Source organism: Kribbella soli, from assembly GCF_004331345.1.
GTDB classification, from domain to species: domain Bacteria; phylum Actinomycetota; class Actinomycetes; order Propionibacteriales; family Kribbellaceae; genus Kribbella; species Kribbella soli.
The window spans coordinates 1300231-1320332 of sequence record NZ_SJJZ01000001.1 but is presented as its reverse complement, the minus strand read 5'-3'; the positions used below and the strand labels follow the sequence as shown (position 1 = coordinate 1320332).

Annotated in this window: 19 protein-coding genes; 7 read left to right on the top strand and 12 right to left on the bottom strand. The window is 68.8% G+C overall.

What is annotated here, in order from left to right; genetic code table 11:
- Window positions 1-4: 4 nt before the first annotated feature.
- Together E0H45_RS06635 and E0H45_RS06630 are read left to right on the top strand one after the other, a co-directional pair.
- A complete protein-coding gene (locus E0H45_RS06635) occupies window positions 5-487 on the top strand; it encodes a (2Fe-2S)-binding protein (RefSeq protein WP_131335356.1) in 483 nt (160 codons plus the stop codon).
- Window positions 480-1601, top strand: a complete 1122-nt coding sequence (locus tag E0H45_RS06630; RefSeq protein WP_131335355.1) for an XdhC family protein — start codon at window positions 480-482, stop codon at window positions 1599-1601. Before E0H45_RS06635 ends, E0H45_RS06630 begins: the two co-directional genes overlap by 8 nt.
- Here E0H45_RS06630 and qcrB read toward each other — a convergent pair.
- The 5 genes from qcrB to rarD form a co-directional block, all read right to left on the bottom strand.
- Window positions 1588-2895 carry a cytochrome bc1 complex cytochrome b subunit gene (gene qcrB / locus E0H45_RS06625; protein WP_131335354.1) on the bottom strand — a complete coding sequence of 436 codons (1308 nt, stop codon included), beginning with the start codon at window positions 2893-2895 and terminating at the stop codon, window positions 1588-1590. The two genes, E0H45_RS06630 and qcrB, sit on opposite strands and share 14 nt — an antisense overlap.
- Window positions 2896-3000: 105 nt before the next feature.
- The gene (locus E0H45_RS06620; RefSeq protein ID WP_131335353.1) at window positions 3001-3456 is read right to left on the bottom strand and encodes a cupin domain-containing protein; all 456 of its coding nucleotides are present in this window, start codon (window positions 3454-3456) and stop codon (window positions 3001-3003) included.
- Between the two features lie 103 nt (window positions 3457-3559).
- Entirely contained in the window at window positions 3560-4042 is a 483-nt protein-coding gene (locus E0H45_RS06615; protein WP_131335352.1) for an RrF2 family transcriptional regulator, read from the bottom strand.
- Between the two features lie 73 nt (window positions 4043-4115).
- The gene (locus E0H45_RS06610) at window positions 4116-6182 is read right to left on the bottom strand and encodes a PhoX family protein (RefSeq protein WP_238154832.1); all 2067 of its coding nucleotides are present in this window, start codon (window positions 6180-6182) and stop codon (window positions 4116-4118) included.
- 99 nt (window positions 6183-6281) lie between these two features.
- A complete protein-coding gene (gene rarD / locus E0H45_RS06605; protein ID WP_131335350.1) occupies window positions 6282-7199 on the bottom strand; it encodes an EamA family transporter RarD in 918 nt (305 codons plus the stop codon).
- A gap of 124 nt (window positions 7200-7323) precedes the next feature.
- On the opposite strand from rarD, the gene E0H45_RS06600 reads away from it, so the two are divergent.
- Both E0H45_RS06600 and E0H45_RS06595 read left to right on the top strand, forming a co-directional pair.
- On the top strand, window positions 7324-7914 hold the full coding sequence (locus tag E0H45_RS06600) for a hypothetical protein (protein WP_131335349.1): 591 nt from the start codon (window positions 7324-7326) through the stop codon (window positions 7912-7914).
- A gap of 63 nt (window positions 7915-7977) precedes the next feature.
- Window positions 7978-8730 (top strand): sugar phosphate isomerase/epimerase family protein, encoded by a 753-nt coding sequence (locus E0H45_RS06595; protein WP_131335348.1) that lies wholly within the window; start codon window positions 7978-7980, stop codon window positions 8728-8730.
- A gap of 3 nt (window positions 8731-8733) precedes the next feature.
- Here the strand turns inward: E0H45_RS06595 and E0H45_RS06590 are convergent, their stop codons facing one another.
- Together E0H45_RS06590 and E0H45_RS06585 are read right to left on the bottom strand one after the other, a co-directional pair.
- Window positions 8734-10158 carry a hypothetical protein gene (locus tag E0H45_RS06590; RefSeq protein ID WP_131335347.1) on the bottom strand — a complete coding sequence of 475 codons (1425 nt, stop codon included), beginning with the start codon at window positions 10156-10158 and terminating at the stop codon, window positions 8734-8736.
- Complete coding sequence (locus E0H45_RS06585; protein ID WP_131335346.1) at window positions 10158-10694, bottom strand: SigE family RNA polymerase sigma factor; 537 nt, start codon at window positions 10692-10694, stop codon at window positions 10158-10160. Before E0H45_RS06585 ends, E0H45_RS06590 begins: the two co-directional genes overlap by 1 nt.
- Window positions 10695-10847: 153 nt before the next feature.
- Here E0H45_RS06585 and E0H45_RS06580 point away from each other — a divergent pair, with 153 nt between their 5' ends.
- Window positions 10848-11594 (top strand): D-Ala-D-Ala carboxypeptidase family metallohydrolase, encoded by a 747-nt coding sequence (locus E0H45_RS06580; RefSeq protein ID WP_131335345.1) that lies wholly within the window; start codon window positions 10848-10850, stop codon window positions 11592-11594.
- Window positions 11595-11688: 94 nt separating this feature from the next.
- Here E0H45_RS06580 and E0H45_RS06575 read toward each other — a convergent pair whose 3' ends face one another.
- Genes E0H45_RS06575 through E0H45_RS06565 form a run of 3 tightly spaced genes read right to left on the bottom strand, consistent with a single transcriptional unit; the run spans window position 11689 to window position 15138 of the window.
- Window positions 11689-12936: a DUF445 domain-containing protein gene (locus tag E0H45_RS06575; protein ID WP_131335344.1), complete on the bottom strand. Its 1248-nt coding sequence runs from the start codon at window positions 12934-12936 to the stop codon at window positions 11689-11691.
- Between the two features lie 35 nt (window positions 12937-12971).
- Window positions 12972-14168, bottom strand: coding sequence for an MFS transporter (locus E0H45_RS06570; protein WP_131335343.1), 1197 nt, complete (start codon window positions 14166-14168; stop codon window positions 12972-12974).
- Window positions 14158-15138, bottom strand: coding sequence for a hypothetical protein (locus tag E0H45_RS06565; protein WP_131335342.1), 981 nt, complete (start codon window positions 15136-15138; stop codon window positions 14158-14160). The genes E0H45_RS06570 and E0H45_RS06565 overlap by 11 nt, the downstream gene beginning before the upstream one ends.
- A 100-nt stretch (window positions 15139-15238) precedes the next feature.
- On the opposite strand from E0H45_RS06565, the gene E0H45_RS06560 reads away from it, so the two are divergent.
- Both E0H45_RS06560 and E0H45_RS06555 read left to right on the top strand, forming a co-directional pair.
- Window positions 15239-16390, top strand: a complete 1152-nt coding sequence (locus E0H45_RS06560; protein ID WP_131335341.1) for an alpha-hydroxy-acid oxidizing protein — start codon at window positions 15239-15241, stop codon at window positions 16388-16390.
- Window positions 16387-17031 carry an HAD family hydrolase gene (locus tag E0H45_RS06555; protein WP_131335340.1) on the top strand — a complete coding sequence of 215 codons (645 nt, stop codon included), beginning with the start codon at window positions 16387-16389 and terminating at the stop codon, window positions 17029-17031. The genes E0H45_RS06560 and E0H45_RS06555 overlap by 4 nt, the downstream gene beginning before the upstream one ends.
- On the opposite strand, the gene E0H45_RS06550 is transcribed toward E0H45_RS06555, so the two are convergent.
- Together E0H45_RS06550 and E0H45_RS06545 are read right to left on the bottom strand one after the other, a co-directional pair.
- Entirely contained in the window at window positions 17028-18107 is a 1080-nt protein-coding gene (locus E0H45_RS06550) for a 2-oxoacid:ferredoxin oxidoreductase subunit beta (protein ID WP_131335339.1), read from the bottom strand. The genes E0H45_RS06555 and E0H45_RS06550 overlap by 4 nt on opposite strands.
- On the bottom strand, window positions 18104-20080 hold the full coding sequence (locus E0H45_RS06545) for a 2-oxoacid:acceptor oxidoreductase subunit alpha (protein ID WP_238154830.1): 1977 nt from the start codon (window positions 20078-20080) through the stop codon (window positions 18104-18106). Before E0H45_RS06545 ends, E0H45_RS06550 begins: the two co-directional genes overlap by 4 nt.
- Window positions 20081-20102: the final 22 nt, after the last annotated feature.

Genomic DNA, 20102 nt, shown 5'->3' with positions numbered 1-20102 from the left:
ATCCATGCCTACGCACACTTTCAAGCTCAACGGCAAGCAGATCAGCGTCGAGGCCGAGGACAGCGTCCGGCTGCTGTGGGTTCTCCGGGACCTGCTCGGCGTTACCGGTCCGAAGTACGGGTGTGCGCTGGAGGTGTGCAAGTCGTGCACCTCGCACATCAACGGCAAGGCGTTCAACCCGTGCTCGGTGCAGGTGAAGGACATCGAGCCGGCGGACGAGGTCACCACCATCGAGGGGCTGCCGGCGACGGTCGGCAAGGACCTGCACCCGATGCAGGAAGCCTGGTTGAAGTACGACGTCGCGCAGTGCGGGTACTGCCAGCCCGGCCAGATCATGGCGGCCGTCGCGAAGGTCAAGCAGGCCCGCGCGGAGGGCCGCGACATCACCGACGCGGACCTCGACGAACTGCGCAACATCTGCCGTTGCGGTACGTACACGCGGATTCGCGAAGCGGTCAAGGCGGGCGCGGAGGACATGGGTGCGTGACGTCCTCGCGCACGTCCGCCCTTGGTACGGCGAGCGGTTCGCACTGGCCACGGTGATCGACACGTTCCGCTCGGCTCCTCGCCAACCCGGCGCGTCGATGGCGGTGTCGGGCAACGGTGTCGCGGTCGGGAGTGTGTCCGGCGGTTGCGTCGAGGCCGACGTGTACGCCGTGGCGCAGGAGGTCATCAAGACCGGCGTACCGACGGTTCGCCGGTACGGCGTGTCGGACGACGACGTGTTCGCGATCGGCCTGACGTGCGGTGGCGTGATCGAGGTGTTGGTGGAACCAATCGATCGGGCATCGTTCGCGGAGTTCGAGACCGTGGCCGCCGCGATCGAGTCGGGCCGGCCGATCGCGGTCGCGACCGTCGTCACAGCGGGGGAGGGTCTCGGTCGGCGCCTCGTCGTTGAGCTCGACGGGGTCACCGGCAGCCTGGGCGATCCGGGCCTGGATGCGGCCGTGGTCGAGGACGCGGTGGGCATGCTCGGCAACGGTTCCACCGCGATCAAGCAGTACGGCGCGCACGGCGAATGCCGGCGTACCGAGGTGTCGGTGTTCGTGCAGGCGTTCACCCCGCCGCCGCGGATGTTCGTGTTCGGGGCGATCGACTTCGCGGCGGCCGTGGCGCGTGTCGGCAAGTTTCTCGGCTATCACGTGACCGTGTGCGACGCCCGCGCCGTGTTCGCCACCCGGGCACGGTTCCCCGAGGCGGACGAGGTCGTGGTCGACTGGCCGCACCGCTTCCTGGCCGGTGCGATCGACCAGGTCGATCGCCGTACGGCGCTATGTGTGCTGACGCACGATCCGAAGTTCGACGTACCGCTGCTGGAACTGGCCTTGCGGACGGACGCCGGGTACATCGGCGCGATGGGCTCGCGGCGTACCCACGACGATCGACTGGCCCGCTTGCGATCCGCGGGCGTGACGGAGGACGAGCTGGCCCGTCTGACGTCGCCGACCGGTCTGGACCTCGGCGCCCGGACACCGGAGGAGACGGCGATCTCGATCGCGGCCGAGATCATCGCGACCCGGAGCGCGGCGAGTGCACGCCCGCTGTCGACGACCAGCGGGCGGATCCACGGCGGCACCAACGAGCTCGTCACCTCGGCATGAGCTGACGCACGGACGGGCGGTGGTCCTCGACGTACCCGCCGTCGGGACGCCGGACGATCCGGCCGGTCTCGATACCGTGCGTCGCGATCTCAGTGTCTTGTTGCTGCAGCCCCAGGCAGATGCGGCGGGTGATCACCAACGCGGCCGGTGGGCCCAGGATCAGGAGGATCTGGAACACCCGCAGCAGCGTGTTGAACGAGAGGTGGAACTGTACGGCGAGTGTGTCGGCGCCGGCGGCCGCCCACAGGACGCCGTAGAAGACGATGCCCGCGACGCCGATGCCGGTCCGGATCGGGTTGGCCCGCGGCCGCTCGAGCACGTGGTGCTCCTTCCGGTCGCCCGTCATCCGTTCCTCGATGAACGGGTAGACCGCGACGAGCGCGAGGAACAGCGTGCAGATCGCGACCGGCAACAGGACGGCGAAGCTGATCGTCCTTCCCCACCAGACGACTTCCCAGCCCGGCGCGAGCCGGAGTGAGCCGTCGAGGAAGGCGAGATACCAGGCCGGGCCGACACCGGCCGAGGTGTCCGCCGGATCGGCCGGGCCGTACAGCCAGACCGGGTTGATGGTCGCCGTGGCGGCCATCACGACCGAGACCCCGACCACGAAGCAGAACAGGCCGACCCGCTTCACCACGGCTACGGCTGCGGCGCGTCCCCTGACGGTTTGTCCAGATTTCCGCCTGAGGGCAAGGAAAAGTACGACGATCGCGGCGGGCAGGACGGCGATGTGCAGTGGGTAGAACCGCGAGATCACATCGCCGGGGAACTCGCCGCCGAACAGCAGCCACGACAGTGCGGAGCCGACGAACGGCGTTGCCTGCAGGACACCGTCGAGTACGGCGAGGCTCGTCCCGGACGCCATGTCGTCCGGGAGCGAGGTCCCGGTGAGGGCTGCGCCCAGCGTGATGACCAGCAGGCCGAAAACCACCAGCCAATTCAGGCGTCGTGGCCGACGGAAGCCGGCGGTGAAGAACAGTTGCAGCAGATGCAGCAGGATCGCCGCCACCATGATCAGCGTGGCCCAGTGATGGAGCTGGCGGATCAGCAACCCGCCACGGGTCTCGAAGGTGATCGCCAGCGTCGAGTCCAGCGCCCGCGACATCTCCGTTCCGCGCAGCGGCCCGTACGGTCCGTCGTACACGACCTGTTCTGCCGACGGCTTGTAGTCCAGCATCAGGACCACGCCGCTGAACAGGATCACAACGAAGCTGTAGAAGGCGATCTGGCCGAACAACAACGACCAGTGGTTGGGAAATACTCTCGCTCGCAGGTTGCTCGATGGACGCTGCATGCCCGACCTCCCTCGGTCACCCATACGACACCGCAGCGAGCGAGAGTGTGACGTCCCGTGTCGCACATCACTGACCGCGAACGTGGCCTGTCCGCTGATCAGGAGTCAGCGGTTCTGCCAGGTGGGGCTTTCGACGTAGTGGTTGTCGTAGAGGTCGCTGGTCTTGGCTACCTCGGCCCAGTCCGTCTCGCCGCGGTAGGCGCCTTCCAGGAGGCGGTAGTAGCCGAAGCGGGGCTTGGCGTTGGTGAGGACGAACAGGACCTCGGCCGGTTCGCTGCCGGCGGCCTCGAAGGCGTGGGCGGTGTTGGGTGGGACGTGCAGGAAGTCGCCCTGGTGGAGCTCGACGAGGTTCTCGCCGGTGAGGACGCGGAGTGAGCCGCTCAGGACGAAGAACAGTTCGGCGGCCTCGCGGTGCAGGTGCGGGGGAGCGCCTTCCTTGCCGGGCTGGAAGATCGAGCGGTGGCTGGTCAGGTGCCCGTCGGTGTCGGGTACGTCGGCCAGCAATGTGACACCGCTCGCGGCCAGGTTCTCGGCGTTGGTGGCGCGGATCAGGGTGGTCATGGGGTCTCCTTCGGTTGGTGGGGTGCGGCTGCGCAGGCAGAAGCGCCGTTTTCGTGCCGCGAACGGCGGATTTCGGGGGTTCTGCCTGCGTGGGGATCCGCTATCACGACTTGAGGTTGGCGAAGCGGTTGCGGGTGTTGTCCGGGGCGCTCGGGTTCAGCCGGACGACCTCGGCCGCGATGTCCGCGATCGAGCGGTTCGCCAGCTCGCGGCGGTAGGTCAGCTCGGCGCCGCGCATCGCCTGCGAGATCACGCAGATCTTGGTGTAGTCGGCCCGCGCGTCGGCGCCCGGACCTTCCTTGAGGATCTCCATGCAGCGGAACGCGTCGTCCGGCCCGTCGATGGCGACGACGATGTCGAGCAAGCTGATGTCGCGCGGGTCGCGGGCCAGCTGGAAGCCGCCCTTCGGACCCGAGACCGAGGTGAGGATGCCGGCCCGGGTGAGCGCCTGGAGCTGCTTGTTCAGGTACGCCGTGGGCAGGTTGTAGAAGGCCGCGAGCCGTTTGGCGGTGACCGCCTCGCCGGGTGCCCAGCTCAGATTCACGCAGCTGTGCATCGCCCACTCGACGCCCTCGTTCATCTTCATATCCTGGATATTAGATGTCCAGGATAGCGATCGTCAAGAGGCCCGGCGCCGGAGCGCCGGGCCTCGAGAGCGCTCAGCTGCCGACGCGGCCGCCGTCGCGGCGCCAGACGCAGGCGATCGCGGGGCGCGGGAACTTGTCGGTGTGCGGCCAGGTCGAGCTGGGCTTCTCGAACGTCGCGGTGTCGGTCTCGCCCGGGTGCTGTACGGCGACGAACGCGGTCTTGTCGTCGTCCGAGACCAGTGGCCCGCACGCCTCGGAGGCGAGCGGCACGGACAGGAACTGCTTGACCTGGCCGCGGTTCGGGCCCGCGACCGGGACGGTGAAGATGCCGTCGTTCGAGCCGAGCACGTTGCCGTCGGTGGAGATCCACAGGTTGCCGGAGCCGTCGAACGCGACGTTGTCCGGGCAGGAGATCGGGCTGACCTTCGCCTTGTCGAAGCCGCCGAAGTACGTCTCCTGTGCGGCCGGGTCGCCGCAGACCAGGAACAGGGTCCAGAAGAAGCCGGTCCTGGCCGCGTCGTCGCCCTCTTCGCTGATCTCGAGGATGTACCCGTTGCGGTTGCCGGCCTTCTCGATCAGCGGTCCGCCGAGCGTCTCCCGCACGTGCGAGACGGCGAGCGGGTTCGCCTCGTCGACCGGGAAGCTGCCGCCGCGCTTGTCGTTGTTCGTCAGCGCCGCGTAGATCCGGCCGTTGACCGGGTTCCGTTCGACGTCCTCGGGGCGGTCCATCCGGGTGGCGCCGACCTTGTCACCGGCGACCCGGGTGTTGATCAGCACCTCCTGCACGGACATGCCGTCGACGAACGACTTCGTGTCCGAGGTCAGCGGGATCCATTGGCCGATACCGTCGTACACGCCGTCCGTGGTGCCGTCGCCGGTGAACTTGGCGACGTACAGCGTGCCCTCGTCGAGCAGGCCGAAGTTGTTCTTGCGGTTCTTCGGGTCGTACTTGCCGGCCGAGACGAACTTGTAGAGGTACTCCCCCTTCTCGTCGTCGCCGGTGTACACCGCGATCCGCCCGTCGGCGGTGATCGTGGTGGTCGCGCCCTCGTGCTTGAGGCGGCCGAGCATGCTCCGCTTCTTCGGCGTCGACCGCGGGTCGTACGGGTCGACCTCGACCACCCAGCCGGACCTGTAGACCTCGGTCGGCGTCTTGGTCAGGTCGAACCGCGCGTCGACGACGCTCCACTGCCGCGCGGACTTGGTGACAGTCGTCGGTACGCCGTACCGCTTGTAGGAATCCACGTGCTCGGCGGGGATCGTGCCGCTCACGTCGTAGTACCCGTTGAAGTTCTCCTCGCCGGACAGGATCGTGCCCCACGGCGTCACGCCGCCGGAGCAGTTCCCGAAGGTGCCGTAGGCAACCTTCCCGACGCGGGCGTCCGCGGCCGCCGGCCCGGTCACCTCGAACTTGGTGGACGCGGTGATCCGGCGGTTGTAGCGGGACAGTTGCTTGTCGCGGCGCCATTCGCCCTTGCGGCCGACGCGCTCGATCTGGACGACGGCCATGCCGTGTGCGGCCATCCCGATCTTCGCGATCTCGGCGGTCGAGTACTTGCCGGTCGGGAACATCAGGTTCTCGTCGGTGTACTCGTGGTTGCAGACCAGCAACGCCACCCGATCGTCGCGCAGCGGCACGATCATCGTGTAGTCGTTGTTGTACCCGAACTGCCGCGCCTGCGCCTCGGCGGACTGCTTGTACGGGTCGAACTTCGGCGCGCCCGGCAGGACCGGGTCGCCCCAGCCGATGATCACGGCCTGGTCGTACCCCTGCGGTACGACGATGTCGTCCTGACGGTTCGGCGGTACGACGCTGTGCGTCAGCTCACTGCGGTGGCCGAAGCCGGGGAAGGAGCCGTTGCCGGATCCGTTGCCCGACCCCCGGCTGGTCTGGTCGGCGATCGCGGGCGCGTTCACCGCGAGCGTGGCGACACCGGCGGCGCCGACGCCGGCCGCGCCGATCGCGAGCACCTTGCGGCGGCTGAACGCGGACCGCATCACGGTCTGGATGTGCTCGTTGCCGGACGTGTTCGGCTCGGAGTGGTCGCACTGGTTCGCGCACTTGTACTCGCAGGTGCGCAGGGAGCGGGACCCGTGGCGGGTGCCGATCTGACTGATCAGCGGCAGGAACTTGGTCACGATCAGCGACCCTAGGGAAGCTGAGAGCCGACCGAGTGAAGGTCAGGTGAACGTCACACGGCTTAGGTTGACCTAAGAAAGCGAAGCGCGGTCGAACAATCACACTGCGGAAGCAGTGACCGCGGCGCGTTCGAGGGCGAGGTTGCGGCGGCGGGTGTGCATGCTGTCGAAGGTGAACAGCGCCAGCGCGACCCACACCAGGCCGAAACCGAGCCAGCGCATCGGCGTCATCTGCTCGTGGAAGATCACCAGGCCGCAGATGAACTGCATGATCGGCGCGATGTAGTTCAGCAGCCCGAGCGTCGTCATCGAGACCCGGGTCGCCGCGGCCCCGAAGAGCAGCAGCGGTACGGCGGTGATCGGCCCGGTCAGCAGCACGAGCACGAGGTACGCCGTCCCGTGGTGGGTGACCGTCGCGTCGCCCTGCAGCCCGAGGGCGATGATCCCCACGACCGCGAACGGTACGACGGTGCCGGACTCGATCGCCGTGCCCTCGATCGCGCCGGCGCCGGCCTGCTTCTTCGCCAGCCCGTAGAACCCGAACGAGAACGTGAGGATGATCGCCACCCACGGCGGCCGCCCGTTCTCGACGGTCAGGCCGGCGACGGCCACGAAGGCGATCCCCAGCGCGGTCCACTGCACCGGCCGGAGTCGTTCCTTGAGGACGAAGACGCCGAGCAGGACCGTGAACAGCGGCGTGATGAAGTACCCGAGCGAGGTCTCCACGACGTGGCCGTTGTTGACGGCCCAGATGTAGGTGCCCCAGTTCGCCGAGATCAGGAACGCCGCGGCGATCAACGGCCACCGCCGCCGTGGTTCCGCGAGCAGGGCCTTCACGGCGGCGAGCTTCCGCAGTACGGCGACCAGGATCACGATCGTGACCAGCGACCAGAGCACCCGGTGGGCCAGCAGCTCGAGAGCCCCGGACTGGTCGAGAAGCTTCCAGTACAGCGGGAACAGACCCCAGATCAGGTACGCGGCGAACCCATAGGTAAACCCTTTTCGCTGTTCTGGCACGTCGGCCAGACTATGCCTGATCGACAGTCGCATCCAATCGCTTTGCTCATGACGTGAGACGGCCGCGGCCTCCCCGCGTGGATAGGCTGTGCGCACTTCGGCCACGGACCACAGGAGGAATCGCATGGCGCAGTCCCGCGGCAAGCTCATCGACGAGTTGACCGACGACGTCACACGGTCGGCGCTCGCATCGGCCAGTCTCACCGCTGAGGATCGCGTGCTGGCCGGACAGCGCGTTCGGCAGGCGATCGCAGCGGAGGCCATGGGGGCGCACCGCGATGTGGTCGCGGCGACCGTCGGCGACCAGGACAGTCCGGAAGCGGAGCCGTTCAGCGACTACCTGGCCAGCAACGATCGACCGCACGTCGAGCAGGACCAGGCGCGGCCGGAAGCATCGGCGGCGCGAACGCTGGCGGCGGAGTTGCTGGCCGCGGACGATCGGACGAACACCATGGACTCGGAGCGGACCGGGCGCGCCCAGGACTACATTGCGCACGCGGTTGTGTTCGCCGCGGAGGCGGCGGCCAAGAAGGCGCCCGGTGGACCGTCCCAGGCACCTGCTGCTGCCAAGGGTGCTGCTGCCGGCGCTGAAGCCGGCGCCGGTGCTGCTGCTGGTGCCGCCGGTGCGGTGGCCGCTCCGGTGGTTGCCGTCAAGAAAGGCGTGGATGCCATCAGAGCAAGGCAGGCGCCGGACAGGCGACCGTCCATCGGGTGACGCGTGAGGTGAGACCGCTGGTGTGATGCGGTTGGATGGAGGGGTGAACACCAGGAGGCGCGCGTGGGTGTGAGGACCGGTCTGGTCTCGGTGACGTTTCGCCAGTTGCCGGTCGACCAGGTGGTGGAGGTGGCAGCGAAGTCCGGGCTCGCGGCGATCGAATGGGGCGGTGACGTGCATGTCCCGCTCGGGAACCTGGTCAACGCCAAGCGGGTGCGGAACCTGACCGAGGTGCACGGCCTGCAAGTCGCGGCGTACGGCTCCTACCTGCGGGCCGGCAGCGTGGACCGCGAGGAGATGCGCTCCGCGATCGCCACCGCCGAGGCGCTCGGCGCACGCCGGATCCGGGTCTGGGCAGGCAACGTCGGTACGGCGGATGCGGGCGTCGGTGACCGGATGGCGGTGACCCGTGGACTGGGCGAGCTCGCCGACATGGCTGCCGGCGCGGGGATCGAGATCGCGATGGAGTTCCACCGCAACACGCTCACCGACGAGGTCGACTCGACGATCACCCTGCTGCTGGACGTCGGCGCGCCGAACCTCACGACGTATTGGCAGCCGCCGGTCGATCTCGACGACGCGGCGTGCCTCCAGCAGCTCGAGGCGCTGATGCCGTGGCTGAGCACGGTGCACGTGTTCTCGTGGTGGCCGTCGAACAATCGGCTGCCGCTCGCGGCCCGGGAGTCGCTGTGGCGGCCGGTCCTCGACCGCCTGGCCGCCGAGCCTCGCGAGATCAACGCGCTGCTGGAGTTCGTCGCGGACGACTCACCCGAGCAGTTCACCAAGGACGCCGCCGACCTGCACAGCTGGGTCTAGGACCTAGTCCGGTAGGTAGATCGCCAGGATCAGCGTTCCCTTGGTGGGTTTGCCTTCGGCGATCGTCAGGGTGGCGCGCTCGGAGGGGGAGGCACCGTGTGCGTCCCAGCCGATGCCCATGCCGCCGGCGTCCGATGCGACGCCGACGCCCGTCTCGGTCTTGCCGACCGTGAGGCTGGCCTGGAACCCGCCGCCCGGGCCGAGGGGCGAGCCTCCGTAGGCGACGACGTACGGCTGGTCCGCCGGGGTATCGGTCGCGAGGCGTCGGTCCGGCCCGGGCGCGGTCTTCACCTCCGCAAGCCGGTACCGGTACCCGGCCACCTCGGTCTGCTCCGGAAGCTCCATCCCGTCGATGACTCGCTGCGGCCCCTGGAAGTAGACGCCCAGACCCAACCGGACGTCCGCCGGCATCCCGATGAGGTGCGGGCTGGTCGACAAGACCTTCGCAACCACGTCGACACGTTGCCCGGCCGGCACCGGCGAGTCGATCGTGAGACTGCTGCCTTTCACGGCGTCGGTCGAGCTCGCCTCGCAGGTGGCCTTTACCGGCTGCCCGGAGCCGACGCGCATCTCCACGGTGTGCGGCGGGTTGTCGCCGACGTAGCCCGAGTTCGCCGTACAGAACGGGTGCAGGACCAGCTTGGCTCCGGTCGCAGTGAAGCTGAACCGCACATCGAGGCGATCCAGGTTGGCGACCTGCGCGGCGGCCAGGGTGTCGCCACCGACCGTCTTCCGGTAGACCACTCCGTCCTTTTGGTACGCGCCCGCATCCACCGGCGCAAGCCGTGCCGGTGCGCCGTTGCTGCTCGGCGGGTTGGGCGAGGTGGAGTAGATGCCGAACCAGATCCGGCTGTCCTTGCCGGCCGGCCGGCCTGACTCCAGCTCGATCAGATCGGCGGAGACCCGCGCCGCCTTGCCGACCGGGGAGGCCAGCCAGAAAGCCGAGTCCGGTGCGAGGGTGACGCCGCTGTCCATCGCCCACGCGTTCGGGCCGGCGTCGCAGCTCGCGTCACCGAGGTACCAGCCGTTGATGCGGAAGCGGATCGCGTACATGGCGCCGGCGGCCTCGCAGTTGGCGTGGATGGTGATCGAGTCCGTGGTCGGGGTCCACGCGAACGACAGACTGCTCTGGCCGCGGTCGCCGATCCATGCCTTGAGCAACTTGTCGCTGCCGACCGTTCCTGGGACCGTGAGGCCGTCCCTGGTGTAGTCCTCGGGTGGGTTGTCGGCTGGTGGCGTCGGGCTCATCGTGGGGACGAGGGTGGCGGCGACGGCCGCGAGTACGGCGACCACGCCGAGCGCGGTGAAGGCGCGGCGCTGCTTGGTGCGGCGGATCTTCTGCTGCACACCGGGCAGCAGGTCACCTGAGTGCTGGTCGGCGGAGGCGGCGCGGGTGGTGAGCTCGTCGCGCAGGTCCTGGAGGTTCATCACGGGGTCTCCAGATCTGCTGGGGTGGCAAGGGAAGGGTCGAGGCGGAGCTTGGCGAGAGCCTTGGCGGTCTGGCTCTTGACGGTGCCGACGGAACTGCCCATCAGCCGGGCGGTCTCGGCCTCGCTCAGGTCCTCGTAGAAGCGCAGGACGACGACCGCGCGTTGCCGGCGGGGGAGGCGACCGATGGCGTCCCAGAGGTCGAGTGCGTCCTCGCCGTCCGGGGTCGGGGCGTCGGGCAGTTCCTCGGTCGGGATCTCGCCGTTCCAGCGGCGGCGCCACCAGGAGGAGTACGTCGTGACCAGGATCCGCCGGACGTACGGCTCCGGGTTGTCCTCGCGGATCCGGGACCAGTGGAACCACGCCTTGGCCAGCGCGGTCTGGACGAGGTCCTCGGCCAGCGCATGGTCGCGGGTCAGCAGGTAGGCGGTCCGCAGCAGGGCCCGCGAGCGCGCGGCGACGAACGTGTCGAAGGTGTCCGTGCCGTCGTGCACCGCGGTCACCCCCGTCGCCAAGACGCCGTCGTCGATGCTCACATCCTGCTGGACCGGCTGGCCGTTGCGGAAAGTTGCCTGCCGGGTCGGAAAGTCGCGTGCGTGTCGGAAATTTCCGGTGAGCGCTGGCCAAGAGGCGGAAAATGACGGAATGCTGTTCGGGGACAGATCCCTTCACCGCCCCGGAGGTGTCCGATGTCCATCACTCGACCGTTGCCGCGGCTGTTCGCCGTACTCCTGCTGTTCGTGGCGACCCTCACCGCTTCACAGGTCGTGGCCACGACCGTCGCCCACGCGGACGGCTGTTACACGTGGGGCCGCACCCTCAGTCAAGGCATGTCCGGCGCGGACGTGCGGCAGTTGCAGATCCGGGTCTCCGGATATCCCGGATACGGTGCGCACCTGGCGATCGACGGTGAGTTCGGCCCCGCGACGAAGGCCGCGGTGCAGCGATTCCAGGCGGCCTACGGGCTGGCGCAGGACGGAGTCGCCGGTTCGGCCACGTTCACCAAGATCTATGCGCTGCAGGACGACGACTGCACGCCGATCCATTTCACGTACGCCGAGCTCGACGACGGGTGCGGCGGGTCGGGGTACGACGGCGGTCCGCTGTCCGAGGCAGCGACCAAGGCCAACGCGCTCGAGACGATGTGGCACCTGGAGGCGTTGCGGCACGCGCTCGGTGACCAGCCCCTTAACATCTCCAGCGGTTTCCGCAGCTACTCGTGCAACAGCCAGGTCGGCGGCGCCAGTGACAGCCAGCACCTCTACGGCCGGTCCGCGGACCTGGTCGGCGTCCACTCGCTCTGCACTCTCGCAAAGCAAGCTCGCTACCACGGCTTCGGCGGCATCCTCGGCCCCGGCTACCCCGGCCACAACGACCACACCCACGCGGACATCCGCACCAGCAACTTCTGGAGCGCCCCGAACTGCGGCATCTAGTCCAGCGGACGATCCCCGAAGTCGGTCAGCGGCGGTAGCCCAAGCGCTACCGCCGCGGCCTGCGGCCGCTTCCGCTTGCGGATGTTCGTCGGGTTCACAGCAGCTGGCTCACGGTGTGGATGGTGAGGCCGACGAGGGCTCCGACGACGGTGCCGTTGATGCGGATGAACTGGAGGTCGCGGCCGACGTGGAGTTCGATGCGGGCGGCGGCTTCGCGGCCGTCCCAGCGTTCGATGGTGTCGGAGATGACCGAGACGATCTCGCGGCCGTACGTGCGGACGACGTACCCGACGGCCTCGGCGGCGCGGCTGTCGACCTTCGCGCGCAGCGACTCGTCGTCCTGGAGCCGTTGCCCCAGCTCCTGCAGGGCCCGGATCGCCCGCGCCCGGAGGGTGCTGCTCGGGTCGTTGATCGAGTCGATCAGGGCGGTGCGCATCGCGTCCCAGACCGCGGTCAGGCTCGAACCCATGTCCGGGTGCGTCAGCATTCGCGCCTTCCACGCCTCGAACCGCGCCATCGTGTCCGGGTCGTGCTGCAGGTCGTGAGCCAGCTGCCCGAGCAGCCGATCGATCGCCCGCCGCGCCGGATGCGACTGGTTGTCCCGTACGTCGGCCAGCCACGCCAGCGCCTCGCGGTGGATCCGGTCGATCACCATCCGATCCACCCACTGCGGTGACCACCGCGGCGCCCGCGGCCCGACGACATCCGCCAGCAGGTCCCGGTTGTCGGCCAGCCAGTCGTGGGCCTCCACCAGCAACAGGTCGAGCAGCGCGTGGTGAGCGCCGTCGTCGACCACGGACCCCACGAAGTGCCCGGCGATCGGGCTCAACGGCTCCTTCACGAACCGCGGCAGCAACGACCCGCTCACGAACGCGGTCACGTCCTCGTCGCCGAGTTTCGGCAGCGCCGCCCCGACCGTGCGCGCGCCTTCGGCCACGATCCGCTCGGCGTGGTTGCCGGCGGCAAGCCACTCACCGGCCCGCCGGCTCACCTCGGCGGTCCGCATCTTCTCCCCGACGACTTCCTCGGACAGGAAGTTCTCGGTGACGAACTGCTCCAGGCTCTCGGCGAGGCTGTCCTTCCGGGTCGGCACGATCGCGGTGTGCGGGATCGGCAGCCCGAGCGGCCGCCGGAACAGCGCCGTCACCGCGAACCAGTCCGCCAACGCGCCCACCATCGCCGCTTCGGCCGCCGCGTTCACGTACCCCCAGCCGCCGCTGCGGTGCAGCGTCACCACGTAGATCACCGCGGCCAGCACCAGCAGCGCCAACGCCACCGATCGCATCTGCCGCAGCCCACGCCGCCGTACCAGATCGGCCGCGCCCAACGTCAAGGTCGCCATACCCCGATCTAACCAAGTCCGCGGTGAGGAAACCCTCAGGCAAGTACCTGAGTCGACCCTCTACGTTCCATCAGGCCGGAGATCACGGCCAGGATCAGGCCGGCGACGGCGAGTGCGGCGCCGAGGCGGCTGGGCCATTCGTAGCCGTAGCCGGCGGCCAGTACGACACCGCCGAGCCAAGCCCCGAGCGCGTTGGCGATATTGAGCGTGGAGTGGTTCAGCGACGCGGCCAGCGACTGGCCTTCGTGCGCGACGTCCATCAGGCGGGTCTGCAGCGCCGGCACCAGGATGCTCGCGGAGCAGCCCATCGCGAACACTGCAATCAGGGCGCCCGCCCGGCTCTGCGCGAGCCAGCCGAACGTTCCCAGTACGACGGCGACCGCGACCAGTCCGCCGTACACGCTGCCCATCAGCCACCGGTCGGCGAGGCGTCCACCGAGGACGGTGCCGACGGTCATGCCGACGCCGTACACGGCCAGCACGATCGTCACGGCGGACTCGGAGAAACCGGCCAGTTCCGTCATCGTCGGCGTGATGTACGAGTACGTCGCGAACATGCCGCCGAACCCGACCATCCCGACCAGCAGCGCCATCCACACCTGCGGCCGGGCCAGCGCGCTGAGCTCGCTGCGGATGTTGACGTCGCTCCCGACGGCCTGCGGCGGCACCCAGAACCAGACCGCGACCAGCGTCAGCAACCCCAGCACCCCGACCGCGAGGAACGGCACCTGCCACCCGAGTTGCTGCCCGAGCAGGGTCGTCAGAGGTACGCCGATGATGTTCGCGACCGGAAGCCCGACCATCGTCATCGACACCGCGCGCGCCCGCCGGTCCGGCGCCACCATCGACGCGCCGACCACCGCGCCGATCCCGAAGAACGCACCGTGCGGCAGCCCGGACAGGAACCGCGCGGCCAGCAGGAACTCGTAGCTCGAGGCAACCGCCGACAGCACGTTGCCGACCACGAACACCGCCACGAGCCCGAGCAGCAACCGTTTCCGCCCGGTCCGCGCGCCGAGCGCCGCGATCACGGGAGCGCCGACCACGACGCCCAGCGCGTACGCCGCGATCACGTGGCCGGCGGTCGGGATCGAGATGTGCACGCCGTCCGCGATCTGCGGCAGCAGCCCCATCGTGACGAACTCGGTGGTCCCGATCGCGAAACCGCCCGTCGCCAGCGCGAACAACGCCAGGCTGACGTGTCGCGCGGTCTCGCGATCGTCAGGAGTCACCGAACTTTTCACACCTGATTGTCGCAAAGGCCAGCAGGACCAGCGCGAGCAGGGCGAACACCGTGTTCCCGATCAGATCCACCGTCCGCGAGGCCTCGAAGACCGGCGTCTCCGGGAACGCGTGCCACGCGTACGTCAGCAGCGCGCCGCCGGCCGCGGCCATCGAGTGCCGCTGCGTCCAGCCGCTCCGCCGGGACCAAGTCGTGAGCATGGCGACCGCGATCAGTTCGAGGAGGAGCAGCGCGGCGGCGGTGATCCAGCCGTTGTCGGTCAGGTGGTCGGTCAGCATCCATCCTGAGCCGAGGACCAGGACGGCCGCTCCCGTGATCACCACGGACGGCACGGAGCCCGCCGTACGGCGAGACGTTCGACGACCGACCGACACCGCGATGCCCACCAGCGCGACGATCGCCACCGCCACGCCCGCGAACTGGGCCGGCGATGCCACGAACGAGTCGTTGTTGAGCTGGATGGCCGTCGTCGCGACCACGCCGAAGACGAACAGTACGCCGTACACACTCAGGCCGATCTTGCCGAGCCAGGGCTCGCGGGGCCGGCGCGAGATCGACTCGGTGAGGACGATCGGCACCGTGATGCTCCAGACCGTGTGCAGTCCGAGCACGAACAGCGTCCACGGCGCGCCCATCCCGAGGAACCCGATGTGCCCGGGGTCGAGGAGTCGCTGGTCGACGTAGTTCGGGTTGAACAGCGACTGGGTGGTGATGCCTTCCTCCAGTACGCCGTACGCCAGCCCGAGGATCAGCACGCTCGGGTATCCCCAGCCGCGGCGGCGAACGAGTTCGCGGATCAGGACCGCGCCGCCGCCGTACAACGGAGCCAGGCCGAAGAGCGCGAAGAGACCGGTGAGCGGGATGTTCCCGAGCAGGAACTCCGCAACCAGGGGAGCGAGGAAGAACAGGCCGAGAGCCGGCAGGCTGCGCTTCACGCTGCTCTGCCTTGGGGCGGTCATCGTCATACCTGTCACTCTCGTGGCCGGCGACCGCCCGCACGGATGCGATCCGTCCGGATCCTGTGCTGACGGATGTCATGGCGTTGTGGGAGCATCCGGCATGGCCAACTTCGGTGATTTCCAGTTGCAGATCTATCTGCAAGGGATGCTGCAGGGGGTGACGCCGGAGATCACGACCGACCTGGCGCGGCTGGAGTCGCAGGCGGCCGGGAAACTGCCGGCCGAGGCGATGGGCTACATCGTGCCGAGCGCCGGTGAAGGCGCGACCGCCCGGGCCAACCGATCCGCGTTCGACCGCTGGCGCCTGGTGCCGCGGATGCTCCGCGGCAGCACGGAACGCGATCTCTCCTGCACAGTGCTCGGCACGGCGATGCCGGCGCCGGTCCTGGTCGCGCCGATCGGCGTACAGACCCTCGCGCACCCGGACGGCGAGCTGGCGACCGCACGCGCCGCGGACGCGCTCGGCCTGACCTACACGCACTCGACCCAGGCGAGCCACGCGATCGAGCAGATCGAGGCAACCAGCAAGTGGTTCCAGCTGTACTACCCGACCGACCGCGACGTCTGCCTGAGCTTCTTGCAGCGCGCGAAGGCCGCGGGGTACGCCGTACTCGTCGTCACCCTGGACACCGGGACGATCGGCTGGCGCCCGGCCGACCTGGACCGCGGGTTCCTGCCGTTCCTGAAGGGGGAGGGGCTGGCGAACTACTTCAGCGACCCGGCGTTCCGGGCGAAGCTGGCCAAGCCGATCGACGAGGACCCCGGCGCGGCGGTGATGCACTGGGCGCAGATGTTCCCGAACGTCGGCCTGTCCTGGGACGACCTGTCGTTCCTGCGGGACAACTGGGACGGCCCGATCGTGCTCAAGGGCATCACCCACGTCGAGGACGCCAAGCTCGCGGCCGAGCACGGCGTGGACGGCCTCGTGGTCTCGAACCACGGCGGCCGCCAGGTCGACGGCGCGATCGCCTCGCTGGACGCACTGCCGGCGATCGCGGACGCGGTCGGTGAGCAGCTCACGATCCTCTTCGACTCCGGCGTACGCACCGGGGCCGACGCGGCCAAGGCACTCGCCCTGGGAGCGAAGGCGATACTTCTAGGCCGACCTTTGTTGTACGGCCTGGCCCTGGCCGGCCAAGCCGGCGTAGAGCACGTCCTCCGCTGCTTCCTCGCCGAACTCGACCTGACCCTCGCCCTCTCCGGCTACGCCAACCATCGAGAGCTCAACCGCGACTCGGTGGTCCGCGCATGAAGGCGGTTGTGTTTGATTTGGACAACACGTTGTTCGATCACACAGGGTGTGCCGTGGCGGGTCTGCGCAGCTGGGTGACGGAGCTGGGGATCACGCCGACGGATGAGCTGATCGCCGAGTGGTTCGTGATCGAAGAGGATCAGTTCAATCGCTTTCTGGCCGGGGAGCTCACGCACCAGGGCCAGCGGCGCGGGCGACTTCGCGCTTTTCTGCCGGTGCTCGGTCGCCCGGTCCCGGCGACCGATGCCGAGTTGGACGAGGTGTTCGAGGGGTACCTCACACAGTACGTGAACAACTGGATCGCGTACCCGGACGCGCGTCCCGCGCTGGAAGTTGCTCGGGGCAACGGATGGCGGATCGGCGTACTCACCAACGGCAGCACCCGGCAGCAGAACGCGAAGTTGCAGAAGATCGGGCTGGCCGACTTGATCGACGTCGTCTGCACCTCGGAATCGCTCGGTTTCAGCAAGCCCGACCCGCGGGCCTACCACCGGGTGTGCGAAGCGCTGGGAGTCGAGCCGTCCGATGCGCTGATGATCGGCGACAACCTCGAGCTGGACGTGGTCGCCGCGCAAGCGGCCGGCCTGACCGCGCGGCATCTGGACCGCGCGGCCGGGCAGACCTTGCTCGAACTGCTCTAGTTCACGGTCCAGGTGTCCGCGCCGGTGACCAGGGCCTGCAGGTCGCCGGTGCCCTGGGATTCCTGGGCGGTGGTGATCTGCTGACGGACCAGGTCGTCGTACGCCGGACGCTCGACGGACCGGAAGACGCCGATCGGGGCCTGGTGCAGGACACCGCCGTCGGTCAGCCGGGACAGGGCGAACGCGTACGCCGGGTCCTCGGTGTGGGCGTCGTGGACGACCAGGTCCGACTCGCCGCCGGGTAGGTCGGCGACCTCGCGGACGGCCAGCGAGGCGAAGCCGTCGCGCACCACGCCGAGGTGCCCGTCGGTGCCGAAGCGGATCGGCTCGCCGTGCACGAGCGGGATGATCGCGTCGTCCCGGGTCTCCGGGTTCTTGATCGCGTCGAACGCGTTGTCGTTGAAGATCGGGCAGTTCTGGTAGATCTCCACGAACGCCGTACCGCGGTGCTCGGCCGCGGCCCGCAGGACCGAGGTGAGGTGCTTGCGGTCGGAGTCGACGGTGCGTGCCACGAACGTCGCCTCCGCGCCGAGCGCCAGCGAGACCGGGTTGAACGGATTGTCCACCGAGCCCATCGGCGTCGACTTCGTCACCTTGCCCGGCTCCGACGTCGGCGAGTACTGCCCCTTGGTGAGCCCGTAGATCCGGTTGTTGAACAGCAGGATCTTCATGTTCACGTTCCGCCGCAGCGTGTGGATCAGGTGGTTGCCGCCGATCGACAGCGCGTCGCCGTCACCGGTCACCACCCACACGCTCAGGTCCGGCCGGGCCGTCGCGAGCCCGGTCGCGATCGCCGGCGCGCGGCCGTGGATCGAGTGCATGCCGTACGTCGACAGGTAGTACGGGAAGCGGGACGAGCAGCCGATCCCGGAGACCATCGCGACGTTCTCGCGCTTGATCCCGAGCTCGGGCAGGAAGCCCTGGAAGGCCGCGAGTACGGCGTAGTCACCGCACCCCGGGCACCAGCGGACCTCCTGGTCCGACACGTACTCCTTGCGGTTCTGCGGCTCGGTCGCGGCCGGGACGCCCTGCAGTCCGTTCGGCAGGCTCGGCATACCGAGCTCTACGGCGCTCATCGTGCACCTTCCGTCTTGAGATGGCCGTTCTGGTCGGCCAGTGCCTCGCCGTGCTTGACGGCGGCCGCGGCCGCCCCCAGGTGGCGGGCGTCGTCGTCGATCCCTTCGGTCTCCTCGACCAGGTTGCCGATCACCTCGGCCAGTTCGGCGGCGCCGAGCGGCATGCCGCGGACCTGCGCGTACGAGACCACGTCGACCAGGTACTTGGCGCGCAGCAGCATCGCCAGCTGGCCGAGGTTCATCTCCGGCACGAGGACCTTGTCGTACGACTTCAGCACGTCGCCGAGGTTCGACGGGAACGGGTTCAGGTGCCGCAGGTGCGCCTGCGCGATCTTGCCGCCGACCTTGCGGACCCGGCGGACAGCGGCGCCGATCGGGCCGTACGTCGAACCCCACCCGAGCACCAGGACCTTCGCCGTACCGTCCGGGTCGTCGACCTCGACGGGCGGGACAGTGATCCCGTCCACCTTCGCCTGGCGGGTGCGGATCATCAGGTCGTGGTTGGCCGGGTCGTAGGAGATGTTCCCGGTCTTGTCCTCCTTCTCCAGACCGCCGATCCGGTGGTCCAGGCCCGCCGTACCGGGAACTGCCCAGGCACGGGCGAGGGTCTCCGGGTCGCGCAGGTAGGGGAGGTACTTCGGGGCGCCCTTGTCGTCGGTCGCGTTCGGCTCGACGGTGAAGTCCGGGTCGATCGTCGGCAGGTCCTCGATGACCGGGATCTTCCACGGCTCGGAACCGTTCGCCAGGTAGCCGTCGGACAGCACGATCACCGGTGTCCGGTAGGTGATCGCGATCCGGGCCGCCTCGACCGCGATCGCGAAGCAGTCCGCGGGGGACTGGGCCGCGATCACCGGCAGCGGCGCCTCGCCGTTGCGGCCGAACATCACCTGCAGCAGGTCGGCCTGCTCGGTCTTGGTCGGCATACCCGTCGAGGGGCCGGCGCGCTGGATGTCACAGACCACCAGCGGGAGCTCAAGCATCACGCCGAGGCCGATCGTCTCGGACTTCAGGCTGATGCCCGGACCGGACGACGTGGTGACGCCGAGGGCGCCGCCGAACGACGCGCCCAGGGCGGCGCCGACACCGGCGATCTCGTCCTCGGCCTGGATCGTGGTGACGTTGAACCGCTTGAGCTTGGACAGCTCGTGCAGTACGTCGGACGCCGGGGTGATCGGGTACGCACCGAGGACCAGTGGCAACCCGGCCCGCTGGGCGCCCGCCACCAGGCCGTACGCCAGCGCGAGGTTGCCGGAGATGTTCCGGTAGGTGCCGGTGGCCATGTGAGCCGGCTTCACCTCGTACCGGACCGAGAACTCCTCGGCGGTCTCACCGAAGTTGTAGCCCGCGCGGAAGGCCGCGATGTTCGCGTCCCGGATGTCCGGCTTGGACGCGAACTTGGTCTGCAGGAAGGTGATCGTCGACTCGACCGGCCGCTGGAACAGCCAGGACACCAGACCGAGCGCATACATGTTCTTCGCCCGGGACGCGTCCTTGCGGGTCAGGCCGAACTCCTTGACCGACTCCACCGTCATGCCGGTCAGGTTCAGCGGGACCACGTGGTACCCGTCGAGCTCGCCGGTCTCCAGCGGGTTCTCGTCGTACCCGATCCGCTTCAGGTTGCGCGCGGTGAAGTCCGCGGTGTCGACGATCAGGGTCGCGCCGCGCGGCACGTCCTTGAGGTTCGCCTTCAGCGCCGCCGGGTTCATCGCGATCAGCACGTCGGGCGCATCACCCGGCGTGAGGATGTCGTGGTCGGCGAAGTGGAGCTGGAAGGACGACACTCCCGGCAGAGTTCCGGCTGGTGCCCGGATCTCGGCGGGGAAGTTGGGCAAGGTCGACAGATCATTGCCGAACGATGCCGTTTCCGCGGTGAACCTGTCCCCCGTGAGTTGCATCCCGTCGCCGGAATCGCCGGCGAAGCGGATCACCACGCGGTCGAGCTGCTTGACCTCGATGGTCACTGTTCTGTTCATCTCCAAGTCGAAGCTTGGGTCG